Below are 18,602 nucleotides of genomic sequence, written 5' to 3'. Positions count from 1 at the left end.
CCCGTTTAAAGCGTATAGAGGTTTTTTTCAATAGTTTTATTCGCTAAGTGCCAACAAGGGACGGACAACGAGTGACTCGCTACTTGTTGTCCTGGTCGCTGATCGCCGTGCAGTTTCAGACGCGGATTTCACTGGTCGGGATAACGTCGATCCGCGCCACGGGTCCCGTCAAGTGCGCCAGGTCTGCGTTGTGCTCGGTGATGATGTCTTCGGCAGCGAGGTTGCCGTTGTCGACAGTGGAATGCGCGTCGGCGGCGAGCACGACGTCATAGCCCAGCTTCAGGGCCTGGCGGACAGTGGCGTTGACGCAATAGTCGGTTTGCAGCCCGCAGATGATCAGGCGGTCGACGCCCAAATCCTGCAATTGGGCTTGCAAGTGGGTCCGGTAGAACGAGTCTCGATTGGTTTTTCGCACGCGAAGGTCTTGCGCCGACGTCTTCAGGCTTTCGGCCAGTTGCCAGCCTTCGGAACCGTATTGCAGCTGGTCGCCCTGTTCTTCGTGCTGGATGAGGATGACCGGGATGCCTGCTTCGCGAGCCCTGGCACTGAGGCCGTTGATGTTCTCGATAACGCGCTTGATCTCAAAACATTCGTATTCGCCAGTGCACAAGGCACGCTGGACATCGATGATCAGCAGTGCGGTAGCCATGAGCTTCCTTCCTTGATAGGTCGGTGAATCGGCAACGGATATCGAATCCGTTCCCCTTTTAACGTCTAGGGATCGGGGGCCACCCTCAAGAAATTGGGTGGCCTCGGATCTGCCTCAATAACCGAGCGACAACCCGGTGTTTCGACGTGGATCGTTCGCACCATAGAAGCGGTTTTTGCCCACCGGTTTGCCTTCCAGCGAAGGCGCGCCGACCAGAATCGCCGCCACATGGTTGGCGTCCTGTGGCCCGGCAAACTTGTGCCCCCAACTTTCGAGCATCTTCACCGTATCAGGGCTGGTAGTGAAGGTCTCAAGGTTGGTCTCTTCCGGCAACCACTGCTGGTGGAAACGCGGTGCATCGACCGCTTCCTGGATGTTCATCCCGTAGTCGATCACGTTGAGCATAGTCAGTAAGGTCGCGGTGATGATGCGACTGCCGCCGGGAGTGCCGACGACCATCACCACTTTGCCGTCCTTGGTGACGATGGTCGGGCTCATGGACGACAGCGGTGCCTTGCCGGGAGCGATGGCGTTGGCTTCCCCTTGCACCAGACCGTACATGTTCGGCACGCCGATTTTCGAGGTGAAGTCATCCATTTCGTCGTTGAGGATGACCCCGGTTTTGCTGGCCATGACGCCGGCGCCGAACCAGTCGTTCAAGGTGTAGGTCACCGAGACCGCGTTGCCCCATTTATCGACGATGGAGTAATGGGTGGTGTTGCTGCCTTCGTGTGGCGCTACGCCGGGTTTGAGCTCACGGGACACACCGGCTTTTTGCGGATCGATGGCGGTGCGGATTTTGGTGGCGTAGTTTTTATCCAGCAGATGGGCGATCGGGTTCTTCACGAAATCCGGGTCGCCCAGGTAACTGTTGCGGTCTACGTAGGCGTGACGCATCGCTTCGATCTGGTAGTGCATGCCCTGGGCCGAGTGATAGCCCAGGTCTTTCATCGGATAGCCTTCGAGAATGTTCATGATCTCGCAAATCACCACGCCGCCAGAGCTGGGCGGCGGTGCCGAGACCACATGGTAGCCGCGGTAATCGCATTCAATCGGGGCCAGTTCGCGGGTCTTGTATTTGTCGAGGTCGGCCTGAGTGATGATGCCTTTGTTGGCCTGACTGGAGGTAACGATGGCATCGGCCACCCAGCCTTTATAGAAGCCGTCGGCGCCGTTCTCGGAGATTTCCCGCAGGGTCTTGCCGAGGTCTTTTTGCACCAGTTTCTGACCGACTTGCATCGGCTCGCCGTTGCTCAGGAAGATCGCACCGGAATCCTTGATATCCTTCTTGAACACGTCAGTGGCGTATTCCAGCAATTCGACATCGCCCTGCTCCAGCACAAAACCGTCTTCGGCGAGCTTGATGGCCGGGGCGATCACTTCCTTGCGCGGTTTGGTGCCGTACTTCTTCAGCGCCAGTTCCATGCCCGACACGTTGCCCGGCACGCCAACGGCCAGATGCCCACGGGTGCTCAGGTCAGGGACGACGTTGCCCTCCTTGTCGAGGTACATGTTTGCAGTAGCGGCCAGCGGGGCTTTTTCGCGGAAGTCGAGGAAGGTCTTGCGCCCGTCCGCCAACTGAATGGTCATGAAACCGCCGCCACCCAGGTTGCCCGCCGCGGGATAAACCACCGCCAGCGCATAACCGACCGCTACCGCGGCGTCGACGGCGTTGCCGCCATTCTTGAGCACATCGACGCCCACGTGACTGGCCAGATGCTGGGCGGTAACAACCATGCCGTTTTCGGCCGCGACCGGCGCCACGGAGGCCGCGTAAGCACTGAGGCAGCTGAGCGCCAATGAGGTCGCAATCAGCGATTTGGCAAAAGGTTCGAACTTCATGAGTCGGTCTCTTTTTGTTTTTAGGCTCTGTACAAAAACAGAGGGAAGGCTTCAAGAGCAGAGGCAAGTATGGCTGGGATTGCGTATTGCGCCTCCCCGTCGAGGCAGTATGCTTGGCCTCTGCTCAGCACCTTTACGGAGTCCACCGGCATGAGTTACACCTTCATCACTCTCGCATCTCCGGTGGGCGAGTTGAAGCTGGTCGCGAATGGCTCACGACTGGCAGCCATCCTCTGGGAAAACGACAAGCCCGGCCGGGTGCGGCTTGGGCCGATGAGTGAGGCGCCGGATAATCCGATCCTGATGCGCACCGCTCAGCAGCTGCGGGAATACTTTGCGGGCAGGCGCAATCGTTTCGACCTGGATCTGGATTTTGCCGGGACGGAATTTCAGAAGAAGGTCTGGGCAGCGCTGCTGACCATTCCGTTTGGCGAGACCCGCAGCTATAGCGAAATAGCCCGGCAGATCGGCAACCCCAGTGCGGTTCGGGCAGTGGGCGCCGCGAATGGCAAGAACCCGATTTCGATTGTTGCGCCGTGTCATCGGGTGATTGGCGCTTCGGGGAAACTCACCGGATTCGCCGGTGGGCTTGAGGCGAAGGAGCAGCTGCTGACGCTGGAAGGATGCGAATGGTCAGGGGCCGGCAGGACAGGCGATTTGTTCTGACGTGACGAGCCCCCTCGCCACAGGGGACACAGCTTAAGCGGTGAAGATGTTTTTCATCGCCGCATACTGCAGCAACATGATGGTCTTCGCATCGCAGATTTCCCCGCGATAAAACGCCTCAAGCGCGTCGTCGAATTTCCATTCCAGCACTTCCAGCTCCTCCGTCTCCTCCTCCAGTCCGCCGCCCTCGCTGACCTTGGAAGCGGCATCGTACTCAGCGATGAAGAAGTGCAGCTTTTCGGTCACCGAGCCGGGGCTCATGTAGGCCTCAAACACCTTGTGCACATGGTGCACGCGATAACCGGTTTCTTCCTCGGCTTCTTCGCGGATGCGTTCTTCAGGCGCCGCACCTTCGAGCAGCCCCGCCGCCACTTCGATCAGCAACCCATCGTGGCCATTGACGAACACCGGCAATCGGAATTGCCGGGTCAACACCACGGTTTTCTTTTCGCGGTTGAACAGCAGGATCGCCGCGCCGTTGCCACGGTCGTAGACCTCGCGGGTCTGGCGTTGCCATTCGCCGTTGTTGCGCAGGTAATCGAAGGTGATTTTCTTGAGCAGGTACCAGTCGTGGGACAACACCTGAGACTCGATGAGGTTGACCCGCTCGGCTGTGTTCGACATGGCAATGCATCCCTTTTTTTCGTCAGAAGGCGCACATCTTAGGCGAAAACGAAAGCCTGGCGCTAAGACAGCTGAGCCTTGTATTCCTTCTCATACTGACCCGCCAGCGTCTCTTTCTGTTTGTCGTCGAGTAACTTGCCGGCCATCTGGAAGAACTTCTGCTCTTCCTCTTCCAGGTGGTGATTGACCTTCTCGGCGAGCTTCTTCGCGGCGACCAGCCAGGCCGGGCTGGACATCTCGGTCTCGTCCAGTTCTTCCATCATTTCGTCCATCTCGTGATGTTCTGAAATGGCATGACGGCTGAGGTCGACGCCGTTATCGAACTCCATCAGCGGGATGTAGAAATGCCGCTCTTCAGCGGTTGCGTGGGCCTGAAGTTCGGACTTGAGCTGCTTGTAAGCCTCGACCCGCTCGGGAGTGTCGCCGCTGGTCTGAATCAGTGCATCGGCGTAGGTGCGTTGGCGGTCATGGCTTTCGCGCAAGGCTTCGAAAATATTCACGGATTGTCCTCATAGGCCGCGTTCAGGAATGACGCTGTTTAGGCTAGACATCTGCGCGATAACGACGGTTCCACTTGTTCTCGGGGGATGGAACCAGGCTCGCGATCGAGATAGGCTGCCATTTCACCGCCATGCCATAAGGATATAGCCATGCCCCTGCGAATCGAGTTGTCGCAAAACCCCACGAATGAAGACCGCGAAGCGATCCTCACGCCGTTGCGCGCCTATAACGCCTCGCAGGCGGGAGAGGCGAACTCGCAGCCGATTGCCTTGCTGGTGCGCGATGACAACGACGAAATCCTCGGCGGGCTCTATGGCAGGTTCTTTTACCGATGGTTATTCATCGAGTTGCTGTCGGTGCCTGAACAGGCACGGGGAAAGGGCATGGGCACGCAGCTGATGCAGATGGCCGAAGACCTGGCACGGGAAAAGGAATGCATCGGAATCTGGCTCGACACCTTCGACTTCCAGGCGCCGGAGTTCTACAGGAAGCTCGGCTACAGCGAGCTAGGCCAGATCGCCGACTACCCGCCAGGTCACAAGCGCTTCTTTTTCCAGAAGCGCCTGATGAACAACACCTGACCCGGCGGGAGCAAACCCCATTTTCATAATCAACACAGAACAACTGTGGGAGCGGGCTTGCTCGCGAAGGCGGTGTGTCAGTCAACAGAGATGTTGAATGTACCGGCCTCTTCGCGAGCAAGCCCGCTCCCACTGGGGGATGCGTCAATCCAAAGAATCAGAGGCAGGTCGCCAACGCCGCCAGTCGGCGCTTGGCCACAAAGTCGTCATGCTGCGCGTAATAATTCAGCACGGTAGCGGAAGCGTCAGTCTTCACGTCCACAAAGGACTCCGCCGAGCGCGTGTAAACGGTAGTGCCGCCCTTCTCGCCAGGCTGCAAATACGCGCCAGCATCGACACCGAACACCGCCTCATCCTGCCAGGAAAACTGCACACACTGGGCGACGACTTTTTCCGGTTTGTCCGACGTCAGGGTTTTGTACGGGGTTCCAGTGCGGGCGTCGTTCATCGCCGAGCCCGCGCATCCCGCCAGCAACGTTACGGCCAGCGCCACCATCAGAATTCGCATTGCGTTCGCTCATCAAGAAAAAGCGGACTGTATCACCGCGGCACGGCGTATCGTTCTGCTTTACTTCATTTATACCGCGACACCGAGTGACGATTCGCGCACCCTGTCGCGCCATTAACACTGCATCGCCCGTTTTTCCGGGCTCATTTTCTGGAAAGGTCATGACACCCAACGCCGAATACTACAAACCGACCGCTGAATATGCCGACAAACTGATCAGCCAGATCGGTCAGACGCCGTCCTGGATTGCCAAGCGAATTGGCGTTACCGACAAGCGGATTCGTTACATCCTCGACGGCGAAAGAACCGTCAAAGGTGAAACCACGCCAATTCAAATGACGTACCCCGAGCAGTTTGCCCTCGAGTGCCTGGCAGCAGCGGCCAAGGCCAGCAAGAAGCAGTCTTCGTAATCCAGCCTCAAGGAGCGACCATGGCGGCAACCGAACAACAACACGAGCAAGCGCTGAAGAAGTTTCTCGATGAGCGCCCTGAACTGCGCGTCGAACTCGACAACCTCAACCCGCTGTTGGCTCAGGCCAAGGGCGAGACCGCTGCGCAGTACCGCGACGAACGCTTGCATGAAGCCTTCGAAGCCGAGGCCGAGCGCCTGGGATTGTTTGCCTGGGAGCTGACGCTGCAACTGACCGCAGCGACGTCCGAGGACTATCAGACACAGCGCCTGGAAGTGCACAAGGAAGTGGCCGAGATGGCCGGTATGGACTGGCTGGAGTATTGCGAGTTATATGGATTGAGTAAGTGACCCTTTCGGTCGCTGCCTGAGGACGACCTTCGCTGATGTTGCCATCCCTCTCAACTGACCGCGCCAGCCCGGGCCATCTGCATACCCGCAAATGGCGCGGTCGCATCGGTATGTCGCTGGTGGCCAGCCTCTCGGTGCTCGCCGGCATGACCGACGCCATCGGCTTCATGGCCAGCGGCGACTTCGTCTCGTTCATGAGCGGCAACACCACCCGCCTCGCCGTCGCTATCAGCGACGGCGACCTGGGCCTGACCTTGCGCCTGATGATCCTCGTCGGCACCTTCGTCGTCGGCAACGCCTTGGGGATTGTCGTCAGCCGCCTCGGCGGCCGTCGGGCGCTGCCCTTGCTGCTGTGCATCGCCACGCTGCTCTGCGGCGCTGCTGCCTGGCCCTACGACGAACAATTGCCAGCGCTACTGGCGACGATCATCGCCATGGGCATGCTCAATGCCGCCGTGGAAGAAGTGAACGGCCTGCCGGTCGGCCTGACCTACGTCACCGGCGCCCTGTCGCGCTTCGGCCGTGGTCTGGGGCGCTGGATGCTCGGCGAACGGCGCAACGGTTGGCGCGTGCAATTGATTCCCTGGACCGGGATGTTTGCCGGCGCGGTACTCGGCGCCTTGCTGGAACATCACTTGGGGCTCAGGGCCTTGTTTGTCAGCGGCCTGCTGGCCGGCGTGGTCGGGTTGATGTCGCTGAAAATCCCTCAGCGCTGGCAGTTGGGCTACATGCCGCGCTGAATTGGTGGTGTCTGTCAGGCCACCTTCGCGAGCAAGCCCGCTCCCACATTTGACCGAGTTCTAACTGAAGAGCACGGTCAAATGTGGGAGCGGGCTTGCTCGCGAAGGGGGCGACTCGGTCCCAAGGGAAAACCCATTTAGCCGCCCCGGCGATAAAGCTTTATCATGGCCGCAGTTTTGCTGATCGAGTCCGTCATGAAGTTCGCCATCGCGCTGTTTTCCGCTGCCCATGCGCCCTCCTCGCGCCGCGCCCTGCTGTTTGCTCAGGCTGCGCTGGCCGGTGGGCATGAGATTGTCCGGCTGTTTTTCTATCAGGACGGCGTCTACAACGCCTCCGGCAGCGTAATCACGCCGCAGGATGAACAGGATTTGCCCAAGCAATGGCGCAACTTCGTCACCGAGCATCAACTGGACGGTGTCGTGTGTATCGCAGCCGCCCTGCGTCGTGGCGTGTTGAACGAAGAAGAAGCCGGGCGCTATCAGCGTCAAGCGGTGGCGGTGGGCGCGCCGTGGGAATTGTCTGGCCTGGGCCAGCTGCATGACGCGGTGCAGGACGCCGACCGACTGATCTGTTTCGGAGGCGCGTGAAATGGCTAAATCCTTGCTGATTATCAGCCGTCAGGCGCCCTGGTCCGGGCCGAGTGCGCGGGAAGCGCTGGATATCGTGCTGGCCGGTGGTGCCTTTGATCTGCCGATCGGCCTGCTGTTTCTCGATGACGGGGTGTTCCAGCTCGCCGCGAAACAGGACGCCAAGGCCCTCCAGCAGAAGGACCTGAGCGCCAACCTGCAAGCCTTGCCGATGTTCGGTGTCGACGAGCTGTTTGTCTGTGGCGACAGCGTTGCGGAACGGGGTCTGAACCCGGCCGGCTTGTCGCTGGAAGAAGCGCAGGTGCTGGCCGCTCACGAAATCACCGCACTTATTGACCGTTACGACCAGGTGATCACCCTCTGATGTCGACTTTGCATGTGTTGTCTCATTCCCCGTTCGGCGACGATCGCCTGACCAGTTGTCTGCGCTTGATGGGCGCTGACGATGCGCTGCTGCTGACTGGCGACGCGGTTTATGCGTTGCAACCCGGCACCGCGCCGTTCAATGCGCTGAACGCCCGCCACCTGAAACTGTTCGTACTGGCCGAAGACGCCCAGGCTCGCGCGCTGGAGATTCCTGACACGGCCAAGGCTATCGATTACCCGGCCTTCGTCGAGCTGTCGATTCACTACGACAAGGTCAACAGTTGGCTATGAAATCCCTGACGGTCGGCGCACGCGCCATCGAGTTGGACAAGGACGGCTTCCTGGTCGAACTGAGCGACTGGTCCTGCGAAGTGGCCAGCGCCCTGGCCGCCGCCGAAGACATCGAGTTGAGCCCCGAACACTGGGAAATCCTCGAACTGCTGCGCAGCTTCTACGCCGAATTCCAGCTGTCGCCGGCCACCCGTCCGCTGATCAAGTACACAGCAATGAAGCTGGGCCCGGACAAGGGCAACAGCCTGCACCTGAACCGACTGTTCAAAGGCACCCCTGCCAAACTCGCCGCGAAACTGGCGGGCCTGCCCAAACCGACGAATTGCTTATGACCGACTACCCAGCGCTGACCCTCGAAACACCCGCCGAACATCCGTTCGCCCAGTTCGTGCGCATTCTCGGCAAGGGCAAACGCGGCGCCCGCGACTTGACCCGCGAAGAAGCCCGCGAAGCCATGGGCATGGTGCTCGACCACAAGGTCGAGGACACCCAGCTCGGCGCGTTCCTGATGCTGTTGCGGCACAAGGAAGAAAGCGCTGAGGAAATGGCGGGCTTTACCGAAGCGTTGCGTGAACGGTTGAATCCGCCGGCACTGGCCGTCGATCTGGACTGGCCGACGTATGCCGGCAAGAAACGCCATCTGCCTTGGTACCTGTTGGCCGCCAAGTGTCTGGCGCAGAACGGTGTGCGGATTTTCATGCATGGCGGCGGCGCACACACGGCCGGTCGGCTGTACAGCGAGCAACTGCTGGATGAGTTGAAGATTCCGTTGTGCCGCGACTGGCAGCAGGTCGGCCACGCACTGGATAACGGCGGTCTGGCCTTCATGCCGCTGGTGGATTGGGCACCGCAGCTGCAACGAATGATCGACCTGCGCAACACCTTGGGCCTGCGCTCGCCGATCCATTCCCTGACGCGGATTCTCAACCCGTTGAGTGCCCGCTGTGGCCTGCAAAGCATTTTCCACCCCGGTTACCAGGCGGTGCATCGCGATGCCAGCGGTTTACTCGGCGATACCGCGATCGTGGTGAAAGGCGACGGCGGCGAAATCGAGATCAACCCGGACGCCGACAGTCACTTGTACGGCACCACTGGCGGCGAAAGCTGGGACGAGGAATGGCCGCAGTTGTCGGCACAACGCCACGTCAAACCGGCCACCCTCGATCCCGAGCATCTCAAAGCCGTGTGGCGTGGCGACGTGGTCGACAGCTATCCGCAAATGGCGCTGATCTCGACCATGGCCCTGGCCTTGCGCGGCCTGGGTCAAACCCGCGAACACGCCTTCGAAACCGCCCAGCAGTATTGGGATGCGCGGGACAAATCGATTTAACCGATCATAAGCGCCCAACCTTTGCGCTTTTTTATCGAACCTATGCGAATAGACTCTTCTCCAACGCTTATTGGTTGAGGAGTCTTGAACATGGGTTTGTTAGTTGAAGGTCGCTGGCATGACCAGTGGTACGAAAGCGGCAAGGACGGTACGTTCCAGCGTGAACAAGCGCAGCGTCGCAACTGGCTGACCGCCGACGGCAAACCTGGCCCGACCGGTGTTGGTGGCTTTGCGGCCGAGGCCGGTCGTTATCACCTCTACGTGTCCCTCGCCTGTCCATGGGCTCACCGCACGCTGATCCTGCGCAAACTCAAAGGCCTCGAAAGCCTCATCGACGTCTCGGTGGTCAGTTGGTTGATGCTGGAAAACGGCTGGACCTTCGACCAGAACCTCGGATCGACCGGGGACAAGCTCGATCATTTCAATTTCATGCATCAGCGCTACACCGCCGATACCGCCGACTACACCGGCCGCGTCACCGTGCCGGTGCTTTGGGACAAACAGCAGAATCGCATCGTCAACAATGAATCGGCGGAGATCATCCGCATGTTCAATGGCGCCTTCGATGATTTGACGGGTAATGACCTGGATTTCTACCCGGCGCCGTTGCGGGGCGAGATCGACGCGCTGAACGAACGGATTTATCCGGCGGTGAACAATGGCGTGTATCGCGCAGGGTTTGCTACGGCGCAGAAGGCTTATGAAGAGGCGTTCGATGATGTGTTTAACGAACTGGATCGCCTGGAACAGCTGTTGGGCGCCAATCGCTACCTGACCGGCGAATACCTGACTGAAGCTGATATTCGGCTGTTCACCACGTTGATTCGCTTTGACGCGGTGTATCACGGGCACTTCAAGTGCAACCTGCGGCGGATTGCCGATTATCCGAATCTGTCGAACTGGCTGCGGGAGATTTATCAGTGGCCGGGGATTGCCGAGACGGTGGATTTCGAGCACATCAAGAATCACTACTACGGCAGCCACAAGACCATCAATCCGACGGGGATCGTGCCTAAAGGGCCGGCGCAAGATTTCACAGCGCCGCATGATCGCGAGCGGTTGAGCGGGAAAGGGGTTTGGCGCAGAGCCGAGGTCTGATCTGAAGTATGCGGTGGTTTTGAGGGCCCCTTCGCGAGCAAGCCCGCTCCCACATTTGATTTGTGTCGTTCACAAATCCTCTGTGGGAGCGGGCTTGCTCGCGAAGGGGGCGACGCGGTTTTTAGACTTGCGCCTGAGCGCCCTCGAACCACGCCAGTTTCTCGCGTAATTGCACCACTTCCCCAACGATCACCAGCGTCGGCGCATGCACTTCATGCTCCGCCACCAGACTTGGCAAATCGGCCAAGGTGCCGGTAAACACCCGCTGATTGACCGTGGTGCCCTGCTGGATCAACGCCGCTGGCGTATCCGCCGCGCGACCATGCTTGATCAACTGCTCGCAGATGATCGGCAAACCCACCAACCCCATGTAAAACACCAGGGTTTGCGCCGGCGCGACCAGGTCGGCCCAGGGCAAATCGGTGGAGCCGTCCTTCAGGTGCCCGGTGACAAAACGCACAGACTGCGCGTAATCACGGTGAGTCAGCGGAATCCCGGCATACGCCGCGCAACCGCTGGCCGCGGTGATACCCGGCACCACCTGGAACGGAATGCCATGGGCCGCCAGTTCTTCGATCTCTTCACCGCCGCGACCGAAGATGAACGGATCACCGCCCTTCAATCGCACGACTCGCTTGCCTTGCTTGGCCAAATCCACCAATTGCTGGTTGATCTGATCCTGAGGCACGGCGTGATCGGCGCGACGCTTGCCGACGTAAACCCGCTCGGCATCGCGACGGCACAAATCCAGAATCGCCGGCGCCACCAGGCGGTCATACAGCACCACATCGGCTTGCTGCATCAGACGCAAGGCACGGAAGGTCAGCAGGTCGGGATCACCCGGGCCGGCGCCCACCAAATAGACTTCGCCCGTTGCATTCGGTGCTTCACCGGCAATTTTCGCCAGCATCAAGCGCTCGGCTTCGGCGCCCTGCCCGGCCAGTTGTCGGTCGGCAATCGGGCCCTGGAACACATCTTCCCAGAACGCCCGACGCTGCTGCACATCCGGGAACAGGTGTTTGACCTGGCTGCGAAAACGCGCGGCCAGGCCGGCCAATTGACCGTAGGTGGAAGGAATCCAGGTTTCCAGTTTGGCGCGGATCAACCGCGCCAGCACCGGCGCGTCGCCGCCGCTGGAGACCGCTACGATCAAAGGAGAACGGTCGACGATCGCCGGGAAGATCACGCTGCACAAGGCTGGCGCGTCCACCACATTGACCGGCACGCAACGCCGATGGGCATCGGCGGAGACTTGCGCGTTCAGCGGTTCGTCGTCGGTGGCGGCGATGATCAGCCCGCAACCGTCCAGGTCCGACTCAACGTAGCCTCGCACCAGACACTCGCCACCGCTGCCGGCAACCAGTTCGCGCAATTGCGGTTCGATTTCAGGTGCGACCACCCGCAGCAGCGCACCGGCTTCGGCCAGCAGGCGGGATTTGCGCAAGGCAATCTCCCCCCCGCCGACGACCAAGACACGACTGCCGCGAAGGTTATGGAACAGCGGCAGATAGTCCATTTAGCCGATGACCTCAAGGCCACCCATGTACGGTTTCAGCACGTCCGGCACACGGATCGAACCGTCGGCCTGCTGGTAGTTTTCCAGCACCGCCACCAGCGTACGACCGACCGCCAGGCCGGAACCGTTCAGGGTGTGAACCAGTTCAGGCTTGCCGGTTTCCGGGTTGCGGAAACGCGCTTGCATACGGCGGGCCTGGAAATCACCGCAGTTGGAGCACGACGAAATCTCGCGGTATTTGTCCTGGCTCGGGATCCACACTTCCAGGTCGTAAGTCTTGACCGCGCTGAAGCCCATGTCGCCGGTGCACAGCGCAATAGTGCGATAAGGCAGTTCGAGCAATTGCAGGACTTTTTCGGCGTTGGCCGTCAGGCCTTCCAGCGCTTCCATCGAGGTCGACGGCTCAACGATCTGGACCATTTCAACTTTGTCGAACTGGTGCTGGCGGATCATCCCGCGCGTATCGCGACCCGACGCACCGGCTTCACTGCGAAAGCATGGCGTGTGGGCGACGAACTTGATCGGCAGCAGTTTCGAATCGACGATTTCGCCAGCGACGATGTTGGTCAGCGACACTTCGGCGGTCGGAATCAGGTACAGATCGGCTTCGCCTTCGCGAGCAATCTTGAACAGGTCTTCTTCGAACTTCGGCAGCTGACCCGTGCCTTGCAACGCCGGCGCTTGAACCAGATAAGGCGTGTAGGCCTCTTCGTAACCGTGTTCGCTGGTGTGCAGGTTGATCATGAACTGCGCCAGGGCGCGGTGCATGCGAGCAATCGGGCCGCGCAACAGAGCGAAACGGGCGCCGGACAGCTTGGCGGCGGTTTCGAAGTCCAGCCAGCCGAATTTCTCGCCCAGGGCGACGTGGTCCTGAACCGGGAAATCGAACGCGGTCGGGGTGCCCCAGCGGCGCACTTCGACGTTGCCGTCTTCGTCATCACCGATCGGCACGGATTCGTGCGGCAGGTTCGGGATGCCGAGCAGGATCGAATCCAGATCGGTCTGGATCGCGTCCAGCTCGACTTTACCGGCGCTCAATTCGTTCGCCATGCGCTCGACGTCGGCCATCAGCGGCGCGATGTCTTCGCCGCGCTGCTTGGCCTGGCCGATGGATTTGGAGCGCGCATTACGGTCAGCCTGCAGTGCTTCGGTGCGGGTCTGGACGGTCTTGCGCTGTTCTTCCAGCGCTTCGATGCGCGCGACATCCAGCGTGTAGCCACGGGATGCCAGGCGGTCCGCTACGTCCTGAAGGTTGCTACGTAACAGTTTGGAATCGAGCATGTCGGTCTCTCGTTATCAAAGTTTGGTCAAGGACAGGCCAGCCCAGGTAGCGAGCAGTCCGCCGAATACGCTGATGGCAGCATAGACAAAAGCCAGCGGTATTTGCCCGGTTTCCAGCAGACGCACCGTATCCAGTGAAAAAGATGAAAAAGTCGTCAGCCCCCCGAGGAAGCCGACCATCAACCCGGCGCGCACCTCAAACGGCACCTCCGGGCGTATTAAAAACAGACCGTATAGAACGCCGATCAGCAAACAGCCGACGATATTAACGGCCAGCGTCGCGGTATAGAAGTGCCGCGGCCAATTAGCGTTGATCCAGTTACCCGTGGCAAAGCGCAAAAGCGTTCCGGCGATACCGCCCACAGAAACGGCAACGATCAATGGAATCACTATTTTCTCCGCTGCCGGGGGCTTAGACGGTCAAGTTGCGCGAGGTGATTGAGCTTCTCGCCGATCTTCAGCTCCAGGCCACGCGGCACCGGCTGATAGAACGGTTGTGGCTCGAGTTCTTCCGGGAAATAGTCTTCGCCAGCGGCGTAAGCGTCCGGCTCATCGTGGGCGTAACGGTATTCGTCGCCATAACCCAGTTGCTTCATCAGCTTGGTCGGCGCGTTGCGCAGGTGCAGCGGCACTTCCAGCGAACCGTGTTCGGTGGCGCTGCGCATGGCAGCTTTGAAACCCATGTACACCGCGTTGCTTTTCGGCGCGCAAGCCAGATAGGTGATGGCCTGGGCGACCGCCAACTCGCCTTCGGGACTGCCGAGGCGCTCCTGCACTTCCCACGCCGCCAGACACAGGCTCAGGGCGCGGGGATCGGCGTTGCCGATGTCTTCGCTGGCCATGCGCACCACGCGCCGGGCCAGGTACAGCGGATCGCAACCGCCGTCGATCATTCGGGCGAACCAGTACAGTGCACCGTCGGGATTGGAGCCGCGCACGGATTTATGCAGCGCGGAAATCTGGTCGTAAAACGCTTCGCCGCCCTTGTCGAAACGTCGACGGGTATCACCGAGCAGGCTTTGCAGCAGGTCGACGCCGATCTCGCTGTTGTCTTCAGCCAGGTCCGAGGCGTTTTCCAGCAGGTTGAGCAGACGCCGGCCATCGCCATCGGCGGCCGACAGCAGCATCTGGAAGCCTTCATCGCTGAGAGTCAATTGCCGCTTGCCCAGGCCACGCTCTTCAGTCAGCGCGCGATGCACCAGTTTGCGCAGGGCCGCTTCGTCGAGGCTTTTGAGCACGTAGACGCGGGCTCGGGAGAGCAGCGCGTTGTTGAGTTCGAAGGAGGGATTTTCAGTGGTTGCGCCAATGAAAATCAGCGTGCCGTCTTCAACGTACGGCAGGAACGCGTCCTGCTGAGACTTGTTGAAGCGATGCACTTCATCGACGAACAAGATAGTCCGCCGGCCGTACTGCCCGGCCTGCTGCTTGGCGATTTCCACCGCCTGACGGATTTCCTTCACGCCGGCCAGTACCGCCGAAACCGTTTCGAAGTGCGCATCCGAGACTTCCGCCAGCAGCCGCGCCAGGGTGGTCTTGCCCACACCCGGAGGGCCCCAGAAAATCATCGAGTGCAAGGCACCCTGCTCCAGCGCTTCGCGCAAAGGCTTGCCGCGAGCGAGCAGGTGTTCCTGACCGACGTACTCGTCCAGATTGGCCGCACGCAAACGGGCGGCCAAGGGCTGAGCTATCGGGGCACTGCGAAACAGGTCCATCACTACTTATGAAACCTCACTGGTTCCTGATGCCGATCAATTGAGTATTGAACACATCGGTTCCTGTGGGAGCGGGCTTGCTCGCGAATGCGGTGTGCCAGACAACATTGATGGTGACTGACACGCCCTCTTCGCGAGCAAGCCCGCTCCCACAGTAGGGCGGGTTATTCCTGGATCACATCGGCACCCTTGGGGATGTCGAACTTGAACTTGGACGCCGGAATCGGCTCGTTGGCTTTCACGCCGGTGAACAGGATGTTGGTGCGCTGACCGACGCTGTCGATCATCTGCATGTCATTGACCAGGCCATTGCGGAACGAGAGGCGCAGGCTGTCGAACAGGGTGTCCTTGGTTTTCGGCTTCAAGGTGAAGTCGATCACGCCACCGGCTTCCTTGGCGCTGATGTCGAAGCTCTGGCTGATCTTGGACACGTCACCGGACAGCAGCAACGCCGGGGTCTGGGTCAGGCGCTGATCGAGGTTCTTGATGGTGGCCTGCTCAAGGTCCGGATCCCACAACGTTACCTTCTTGCCGTCGGAGACCATCGTTTGTTCGGCCGGCGCATTGGTGTGCCAGTAAAACAAGCCAGGACGCTGCAAGGACATTTCACCCGCGGTTTCCTGCAATTGGGTGCCGCTGCCGTCGAGGGTCAACTGGGAGAACCGCGCGGTCAGGGTCTGGGATTTTTCCAGCAATTGGGTCAGACGCGCCACGTCCTTGTCATCGGCGTGGGCCGAGAGCGTGGTCAAAGCCAAAACCGGCAGCAACAGCATGCGGATAAGACGCATGGGAGTCCTCATAACATTCGTGGGGGTGCGATGGCGCGTCATTACGCCACCGCGTTTCAATCAATTCAGTCGCGTACCGGGCCCGGAGCCAGGACTTCACGCGAACCGTTGGTGTTCATGGACGTCACGACCCCGGCCATCTCCATGGCTTCGATCATGCGCGCGGCGCGGTTGTAGCCAATTTTCAGCTTGCGTTGAACCGCAGAGATGGACGCTCGACGGCTTTCCAGTACGAACTGCACCGCTTCGTCGTAGAGCGCGTCGGATTCACTGTCGTCGTCGCCACTGCTGCCGCCTTCAAAGCCACTACCGGGCTCTTCGACACCGGCGAGAATCTCGTCGTTGTATTCCGGTGCGCCGCGCAGTTTCCAGGCCTCAACCACCCGGTGAACCTCGTCATCGGAGACAAAAGCACCGTGAACACGGATCGGCAGGCTGGTGCCCGGCGGCATGTAGAGCATGTCACCGTGGCCCAACAGTTGTTCGGCGCCGCCCTGGTCGATGATGGTGCGCGAATCGATCTTGCTCGAAACCTGGAACGCCATACGGGTCGGAATGTTGGCCTTGATCAGACCGGTGATCACGTCAACCGACGGACGCTGGGTCGCGAGGATCAAGTGGATACCGGCGGCACGGGCCTTCTGGGCGATACGGGCGATCAGTTCTTCAACCTTCTTGCCGACGATCATCATCATGTCGGCGAATTCGTCCACCACCACAACGATGGTCGGCAGCTTGGTCAACAGCGGCGCTTCGTCGTGAATGCTTTCGCGCTTGTACAACGGATCGGTCAATGGCGTACCGGCGTCCTGGGCTTCCTTGACCTTGGCGTTGAAGCCCGACAGGTTACGCACGCCCATCTTCGCCATCAGCTTGTAGCGACGTTCCATCTCGGCCACGCTCCAGCGCAGGGCGTTGGCGGCGTCCTTCATGTCGGTCACGACCGGGCACAACAGGTGCGGAATGCCTTCGTAGATCGACAGCTCAAGCATTTTCGGGTCGATCATGATCAGCTTGGCGTCTTCCGGGCCGGACTTGAACAGGATCGACAGGATCATCGCGTTCACGCCCACCGATTTACCGGAACCGGTCGTACCGGCTACCAGCAAGTGAGGCATTTTCGCCAGGTCGGTGATGACCGGCTTGCCGCCGATGTCGTGGCCCAGAGCCAAAGTAACCGGCGACTTGAAGTTGTCGTACTCGGGGGTCGACAGCACTTCGGAGAAGCGCACGATCTGGCGGTCTTCGTTAGGAATCTCGATACCGACGGTGGTCTTGCCCGGAATCACTTCCACCACGCGCACGCTGGTCACGGCCAGGGAACGTGCCAGGTCTTTCGCCAGGTTGGAGATGCGACTGACCTTGACGCCGGCCGCTGGCTGGATTTCGTAACGGGTAATCACCGGGCCCGGGTGAATCGAATCCACCGACACTTCGACGCCGAATTCCTTGAGCTTGATTTCCAGCAAATGGCCGACCGCCGCCAGGGATTCAGGCGAGTAATTGAGTTGTTTCTTTTCTGCCGGGTCGAGAATCGAGATCGGCGGCAAGGTGCCTTCGACGGCGCTGTCGACGAACAACGGCGCCTGTTTCTCTTTTTCCACCCGTTTGCTGGGCGCCGCTGGCTTGGGTGGCGCAGGGGCAATCACCGGCGGCACCTGCTTCTCGCGGTCCGACATGTGTTTGCTCAGGGCCTGCTCACGTTCGATCAGGCGTTCCTTGACCTTGGCTTGCTCACGCTTGTCCGTGACGGTCGGCGCGACCACGTTATGCACGCGATCATCGACTTCACGCAACTGCGCAACCAGTTGTTTACGCTCGACACGGGCCGCCCACCAGCGATTGGCTGCGCCCTGGAACAATTCGAACAGGTCGAGGGTGATTTTGCCGGTGAGGTCCATCACTTTGAACCACGAGAGGTCGGTGAACACCGTCAGGCCAAACAGGAACAGCGCGATGAACACCAGCGTACTGCCCTGGATGTTCAGGGCATTCCTGGCCAGATCACCGAGGCTTTCGCCCAAAGCGCCGCCAGCGCCAGCCGGCAGACCGGTCGCGGCGTGGAAATGGATATGGGCCAGGGCCGCGCCCGACAGCACCAGAAACACCAGGCCGATCAGGCGCCAGGAGAACAGCCAGCCGCTCCACTCCCACTGCTCGTGGCGTTGACGGAAGATTTGATAGGCCTTGATCGCCAGCAACAACGGGAAGATATAGGCGAAGTAACCCAACACCATGAACAGGATATCGGCGCTGTAGGAGCCGACCGGCCCGCCGAAGTTCTGCACATCGTCGATCTTGCTGTTATGGCTCCAGCCCGGATCGTCCTTGCCGTAGGTCAACAAGGCCATCATCAGGAACAGGCACAAGCCCCCGATGGCGATCAATGCACCTTCCTTGAGCCGGTAGTGCAATTGCTGGCGCCAGAGCGGAACGACTGTTTTTGGTGCTGCGGTGGATTTCTTCAAAACGCTTCTTTTCCTGCGCCTATGGCGCGTCCATCTGTTGAATGACTATAAAAAACTGCCCAATCCAGGCAGGCAAAAAAGTTAACAGGCGCAACTGGGACTACTTTTAACACTACACCCCGGTTTTTATAAACACGGCGCGCAACGCTTATTTTATTACAAACGCTGTTACAGGCAGGCATTGTACGGGTTTGTTCGTTCGATGCCATGCTTGAAACCCAAGGTGTAGCATAGCCAACAGCACATGACGCGCGTTTCAATTTGAGCATGCATTCTCTTTTGTGACAAAGGCT

General features: G+C 59.8%; 23 protein-coding genes. 11 read left to right on the top strand and 12 right to left on the bottom strand.

Going from position 1 to position 18,602, the window contains the following annotated elements:
• Positions 1 to 115: 115 nt before the first annotated feature.
• Together KW848_RS04300 and ggt are read right to left on the bottom strand one after the other, a co-directional pair.
• Positions 116 to 649 (bottom strand): cysteine hydrolase family protein, encoded by a 534-nt coding sequence (locus tag KW848_RS04300; RefSeq protein ID WP_218535924.1) that lies wholly within the window; start codon positions 647 to 649, stop codon positions 116 to 118.
• 114 nt (positions 650 to 763) lie between these two features.
• A complete protein-coding gene (ggt, locus tag KW848_RS04295) occupies positions 764 to 2,491 on the bottom strand; it encodes a gamma-glutamyltransferase (RefSeq protein WP_218535922.1) in 1,728 nt (575 codons plus the stop codon).
• Between the two features lie 150 nt (positions 2,492 to 2,641).
• Here ggt and KW848_RS04290 point away from each other — a divergent pair, with 150 nt between their 5' ends.
• Entirely contained in the window at positions 2,642 to 3,157 is a 516-nt protein-coding gene (locus KW848_RS04290) for a methylated-DNA--[protein]-cysteine S-methyltransferase (protein WP_218535921.1), read from the top strand.
• A 33-nt stretch (positions 3,158 to 3,190) separates the two neighbouring features.
• Here the strand turns inward: KW848_RS04290 and KW848_RS04285 are convergent, their stop codons facing one another.
• Complete coding sequence (locus KW848_RS04285) at positions 3,191 to 3,781, bottom strand: NUDIX domain-containing protein (RefSeq protein ID WP_111448943.1); 591 nt, start codon at positions 3,779 to 3,781, stop codon at positions 3,191 to 3,193.
• A gap of 62 nt (positions 3,782 to 3,843) precedes the next feature.
• Entirely contained in the window at positions 3,844 to 4,281 is a 438-nt protein-coding gene (locus KW848_RS04280) for a hemerythrin domain-containing protein (protein ID WP_111448944.1), read from the bottom strand.
• Positions 4,282 to 4,431: 150 nt separating this feature from the next.
• On the opposite strand from KW848_RS04280, the gene KW848_RS04275 reads away from it, so the two are divergent.
• A complete protein-coding gene (locus tag KW848_RS04275) occupies positions 4,432 to 4,863 on the top strand; it encodes a GNAT family N-acetyltransferase (RefSeq protein ID WP_218535918.1) in 432 nt (143 codons plus the stop codon).
• Between the two features lie 157 nt (positions 4,864 to 5,020).
• Here the strand turns inward: KW848_RS04275 and KW848_RS04270 are convergent, their stop codons facing one another.
• Entirely contained in the window at positions 5,021 to 5,371 is a 351-nt protein-coding gene (locus KW848_RS04270) for a hypothetical protein (protein ID WP_008154821.1), read from the bottom strand.
• A 161-nt stretch (positions 5,372 to 5,532) separates the two neighbouring features.
• Here KW848_RS04270 and KW848_RS04265 point away from each other — a divergent pair, with 161 nt between their 5' ends.
• From KW848_RS04265 to KW848_RS04225, 9 genes are all read left to right on the top strand, one after another.
• A complete protein-coding gene (locus tag KW848_RS04265; RefSeq protein ID WP_008154823.1) occupies positions 5,533 to 5,781 on the top strand; it encodes a hypothetical protein in 249 nt (82 codons plus the stop codon).
• A gap of 20 nt (positions 5,782 to 5,801) precedes the next feature.
• Positions 5,802 to 6,131 carry a DUF6388 family protein gene (locus KW848_RS04260; RefSeq protein ID WP_218535915.1) on the top strand — a complete coding sequence of 110 codons (330 nt, stop codon included), beginning with the start codon at positions 5,802 to 5,804 and terminating at the stop codon, positions 6,129 to 6,131.
• A 35-nt stretch (positions 6,132 to 6,166) separates the two neighbouring features.
• The gene (locus KW848_RS04255; protein ID WP_192410555.1) at positions 6,167 to 6,871 is read left to right on the top strand and encodes a YoaK family protein; all 705 of its coding nucleotides are present in this window, start codon (positions 6,167 to 6,169) and stop codon (positions 6,869 to 6,871) included.
• 195 nt (positions 6,872 to 7,066) lie between these two features.
• Positions 7,067 to 7,459 (top strand): sulfurtransferase complex subunit TusD, encoded by a 393-nt coding sequence (tusD, locus tag KW848_RS04250; RefSeq protein ID WP_218536263.1) that lies wholly within the window; start codon positions 7,067 to 7,069, stop codon positions 7,457 to 7,459.
• Position 7,460: 1 nt separating this feature from the next.
• A complete protein-coding gene (gene tusC, locus KW848_RS04245; RefSeq protein WP_111448948.1) occupies positions 7,461 to 7,823 on the top strand; it encodes a sulfurtransferase complex subunit TusC in 363 nt (120 codons plus the stop codon).
• The gene (tusB, locus tag KW848_RS04240; RefSeq protein WP_056743895.1) at positions 7,823 to 8,116 is read left to right on the top strand and encodes a sulfurtransferase complex subunit TusB; all 294 of its coding nucleotides are present in this window, start codon (positions 7,823 to 7,825) and stop codon (positions 8,114 to 8,116) included. Before tusC ends, tusB begins: the two co-directional genes overlap by 1 nt.
• Entirely contained in the window at positions 8,113 to 8,448 is a 336-nt protein-coding gene (locus KW848_RS04235; RefSeq protein ID WP_111448950.1) for a TusE/DsrC/DsvC family sulfur relay protein, read from the top strand. Before tusB ends, KW848_RS04235 begins: the two co-directional genes overlap by 4 nt.
• Positions 8,445 to 9,446 carry a glycosyl transferase family protein gene (locus KW848_RS04230; RefSeq protein WP_218535912.1) on the top strand — a complete coding sequence of 334 codons (1,002 nt, stop codon included), beginning with the start codon at positions 8,445 to 8,447 and terminating at the stop codon, positions 9,444 to 9,446. The genes KW848_RS04235 and KW848_RS04230 overlap by 4 nt, the downstream gene beginning before the upstream one ends.
• Before the next feature lie 90 nt (positions 9,447 to 9,536).
• Positions 9,537 to 10,544 (top strand): glutathione S-transferase family protein, encoded by a 1,008-nt coding sequence (locus tag KW848_RS04225; RefSeq protein WP_218535910.1) that lies wholly within the window; start codon positions 9,537 to 9,539, stop codon positions 10,542 to 10,544.
• A gap of 121 nt (positions 10,545 to 10,665) precedes the next feature.
• On the opposite strand, the gene cysG is transcribed toward KW848_RS04225, so the two are convergent.
• The 7 genes from cysG to KW848_RS04190 form a co-directional block, all read right to left on the bottom strand.
• Positions 10,666 to 12,060, bottom strand: coding sequence for a siroheme synthase CysG (gene cysG / locus KW848_RS04220; protein ID WP_192410550.1), 1,395 nt, complete (start codon positions 12,058 to 12,060; stop codon positions 10,666 to 10,668).
• Complete coding sequence (serS, locus tag KW848_RS04215) at positions 12,061 to 13,341, bottom strand: serine--tRNA ligase (protein WP_008154844.1); 1,281 nt, start codon at positions 13,339 to 13,341, stop codon at positions 12,061 to 12,063. It abuts the gene before it with no gap.
• 15 nt (positions 13,342 to 13,356) lie between these two features.
• The gene (gene crcB, locus KW848_RS04210) at positions 13,357 to 13,731 is read right to left on the bottom strand and encodes a fluoride efflux transporter CrcB (protein ID WP_192410549.1); all 375 of its coding nucleotides are present in this window, start codon (positions 13,729 to 13,731) and stop codon (positions 13,357 to 13,359) included.
• Positions 13,731 to 15,053 carry a replication-associated recombination protein A gene (locus KW848_RS04205; RefSeq protein WP_111448954.1) on the bottom strand — a complete coding sequence of 441 codons (1,323 nt, stop codon included), beginning with the start codon at positions 15,051 to 15,053 and terminating at the stop codon, positions 13,731 to 13,733. The genes crcB and KW848_RS04205 overlap by 1 nt, the downstream gene beginning before the upstream one ends.
• A 164-nt stretch (positions 15,054 to 15,217) precedes the next feature.
• Positions 15,218 to 15,841, bottom strand: coding sequence for an outer membrane lipoprotein chaperone LolA (gene lolA, locus KW848_RS04200; protein ID WP_008154853.1), 624 nt, complete (start codon positions 15,839 to 15,841; stop codon positions 15,218 to 15,220).
• A gap of 65 nt (positions 15,842 to 15,906) precedes the next feature.
• Positions 15,907 to 18,309, bottom strand: a complete 2,403-nt coding sequence (locus KW848_RS04195; RefSeq protein ID WP_111448955.1) for a DNA translocase FtsK — start codon at positions 18,307 to 18,309, stop codon at positions 15,907 to 15,909.
• Complete coding sequence (locus tag KW848_RS04190; protein ID WP_132834031.1) at positions 18,306 to 18,578, bottom strand: hypothetical protein; 273 nt, start codon at positions 18,576 to 18,578, stop codon at positions 18,306 to 18,308. The genes KW848_RS04195 and KW848_RS04190 overlap by 4 nt, the downstream gene beginning before the upstream one ends.
• Positions 18,579 to 18,602: the final 24 nt, after the last annotated feature.

The organism is Pseudomonas sp. PDM25, from assembly GCF_019219045.1.
In the GTDB taxonomy this organism is placed as follows: domain Bacteria; phylum Pseudomonadota; class Gammaproteobacteria; order Pseudomonadales; family Pseudomonadaceae; genus Aquipseudomonas.
Note: the sequence above shows the minus strand (reverse complement) of the source record. Positions and strands in the feature narration are given on the sequence as shown.

What these genes read in the sequence shown, in the direction of transcription:
- tusC (WP_111448948.1), top strand. Translation starts at nt 7,461, where the DNA reads ATGGCTAAATCCTTGCTGATTATCAGCCGTCAGGCGCCCTGGTCCGGG.
- tusD (WP_218536263.1), top strand. Translation starts at nt 7,067, where the DNA reads ATGAAGTTCGCCATCGCGCTGTTTTCCGCTGCCCATGCGCCCTCCTCG.
- lolA (WP_008154853.1), bottom strand. Translation starts at nt 15,841, where the DNA reads ATGCGTCTTATCCGCATGCTGTTGCTGCCGGTTTTGGCTTTGACCACG.
- KW848_RS04300 (WP_218535924.1), bottom strand. Translation starts at nt 649, where the DNA reads ATGGCTACCGCACTGCTGATCATCGATGTCCAGCGTGCCTTGTGCACT.
- KW848_RS04190 (WP_132834031.1), bottom strand. Translation starts at nt 18,578, where the DNA reads ATGCTCAAATTGAAACGCGCGTCATGTGCTGTTGGCTATGCTACACCT.
- KW848_RS04285 (WP_111448943.1), bottom strand. Translation starts at nt 3,781, where the DNA reads ATGTCGAACACAGCCGAGCGGGTCAACCTCATCGAGTCTCAGGTGTTG.
- KW848_RS04255 (WP_192410555.1), top strand. Translation starts at nt 6,167, where the DNA reads ATGTTGCCATCCCTCTCAACTGACCGCGCCAGCCCGGGCCATCTGCAT.
- KW848_RS04260 (WP_218535915.1), top strand. Translation starts at nt 5,802, where the DNA reads ATGGCGGCAACCGAACAACAACACGAGCAAGCGCTGAAGAAGTTTCTC.
- KW848_RS04275 (WP_218535918.1), top strand. Translation starts at nt 4,432, where the DNA reads ATGCCCCTGCGAATCGAGTTGTCGCAAAACCCCACGAATGAAGACCGC.
- KW848_RS04235 (WP_111448950.1), top strand. Translation starts at nt 8,113, where the DNA reads ATGAAATCCCTGACGGTCGGCGCACGCGCCATCGAGTTGGACAAGGAC.
- serS (WP_008154844.1), bottom strand. Translation starts at nt 13,341, where the DNA reads ATGCTCGATTCCAAACTGTTACGTAGCAACCTTCAGGACGTAGCGGAC.
- ggt (WP_218535922.1), bottom strand. Translation starts at nt 2,491, where the DNA reads ATGAAGTTCGAACCTTTTGCCAAATCGCTGATTGCGACCTCATTGGCG.
- KW848_RS04270 (WP_008154821.1), bottom strand. Translation starts at nt 5,371, where the DNA reads ATGCGAATTCTGATGGTGGCGCTGGCCGTAACGTTGCTGGCGGGATGC.
- KW848_RS04205 (WP_111448954.1), bottom strand. Translation starts at nt 15,053, where the DNA reads ATGGACCTGTTTCGCAGTGCCCCGATAGCTCAGCCCTTGGCCGCCCGT.
- tusB (WP_056743895.1), top strand. Translation starts at nt 7,823, where the DNA reads ATGTCGACTTTGCATGTGTTGTCTCATTCCCCGTTCGGCGACGATCGC.
- KW848_RS04225 (WP_218535910.1), top strand. Translation starts at nt 9,537, where the DNA reads ATGGGTTTGTTAGTTGAAGGTCGCTGGCATGACCAGTGGTACGAAAGC.
- cysG (WP_192410550.1), bottom strand. Translation starts at nt 12,060, where the DNA reads ATGGACTATCTGCCGCTGTTCCATAACCTTCGCGGCAGTCGTGTCTTG.
- KW848_RS04230 (WP_218535912.1), top strand. Translation starts at nt 8,445, where the DNA reads ATGACCGACTACCCAGCGCTGACCCTCGAAACACCCGCCGAACATCCG.
- KW848_RS04265 (WP_008154823.1), top strand. Translation starts at nt 5,533, where the DNA reads ATGACACCCAACGCCGAATACTACAAACCGACCGCTGAATATGCCGAC.
- KW848_RS04290 (WP_218535921.1), top strand. Translation starts at nt 2,642, where the DNA reads ATGAGTTACACCTTCATCACTCTCGCATCTCCGGTGGGCGAGTTGAAG.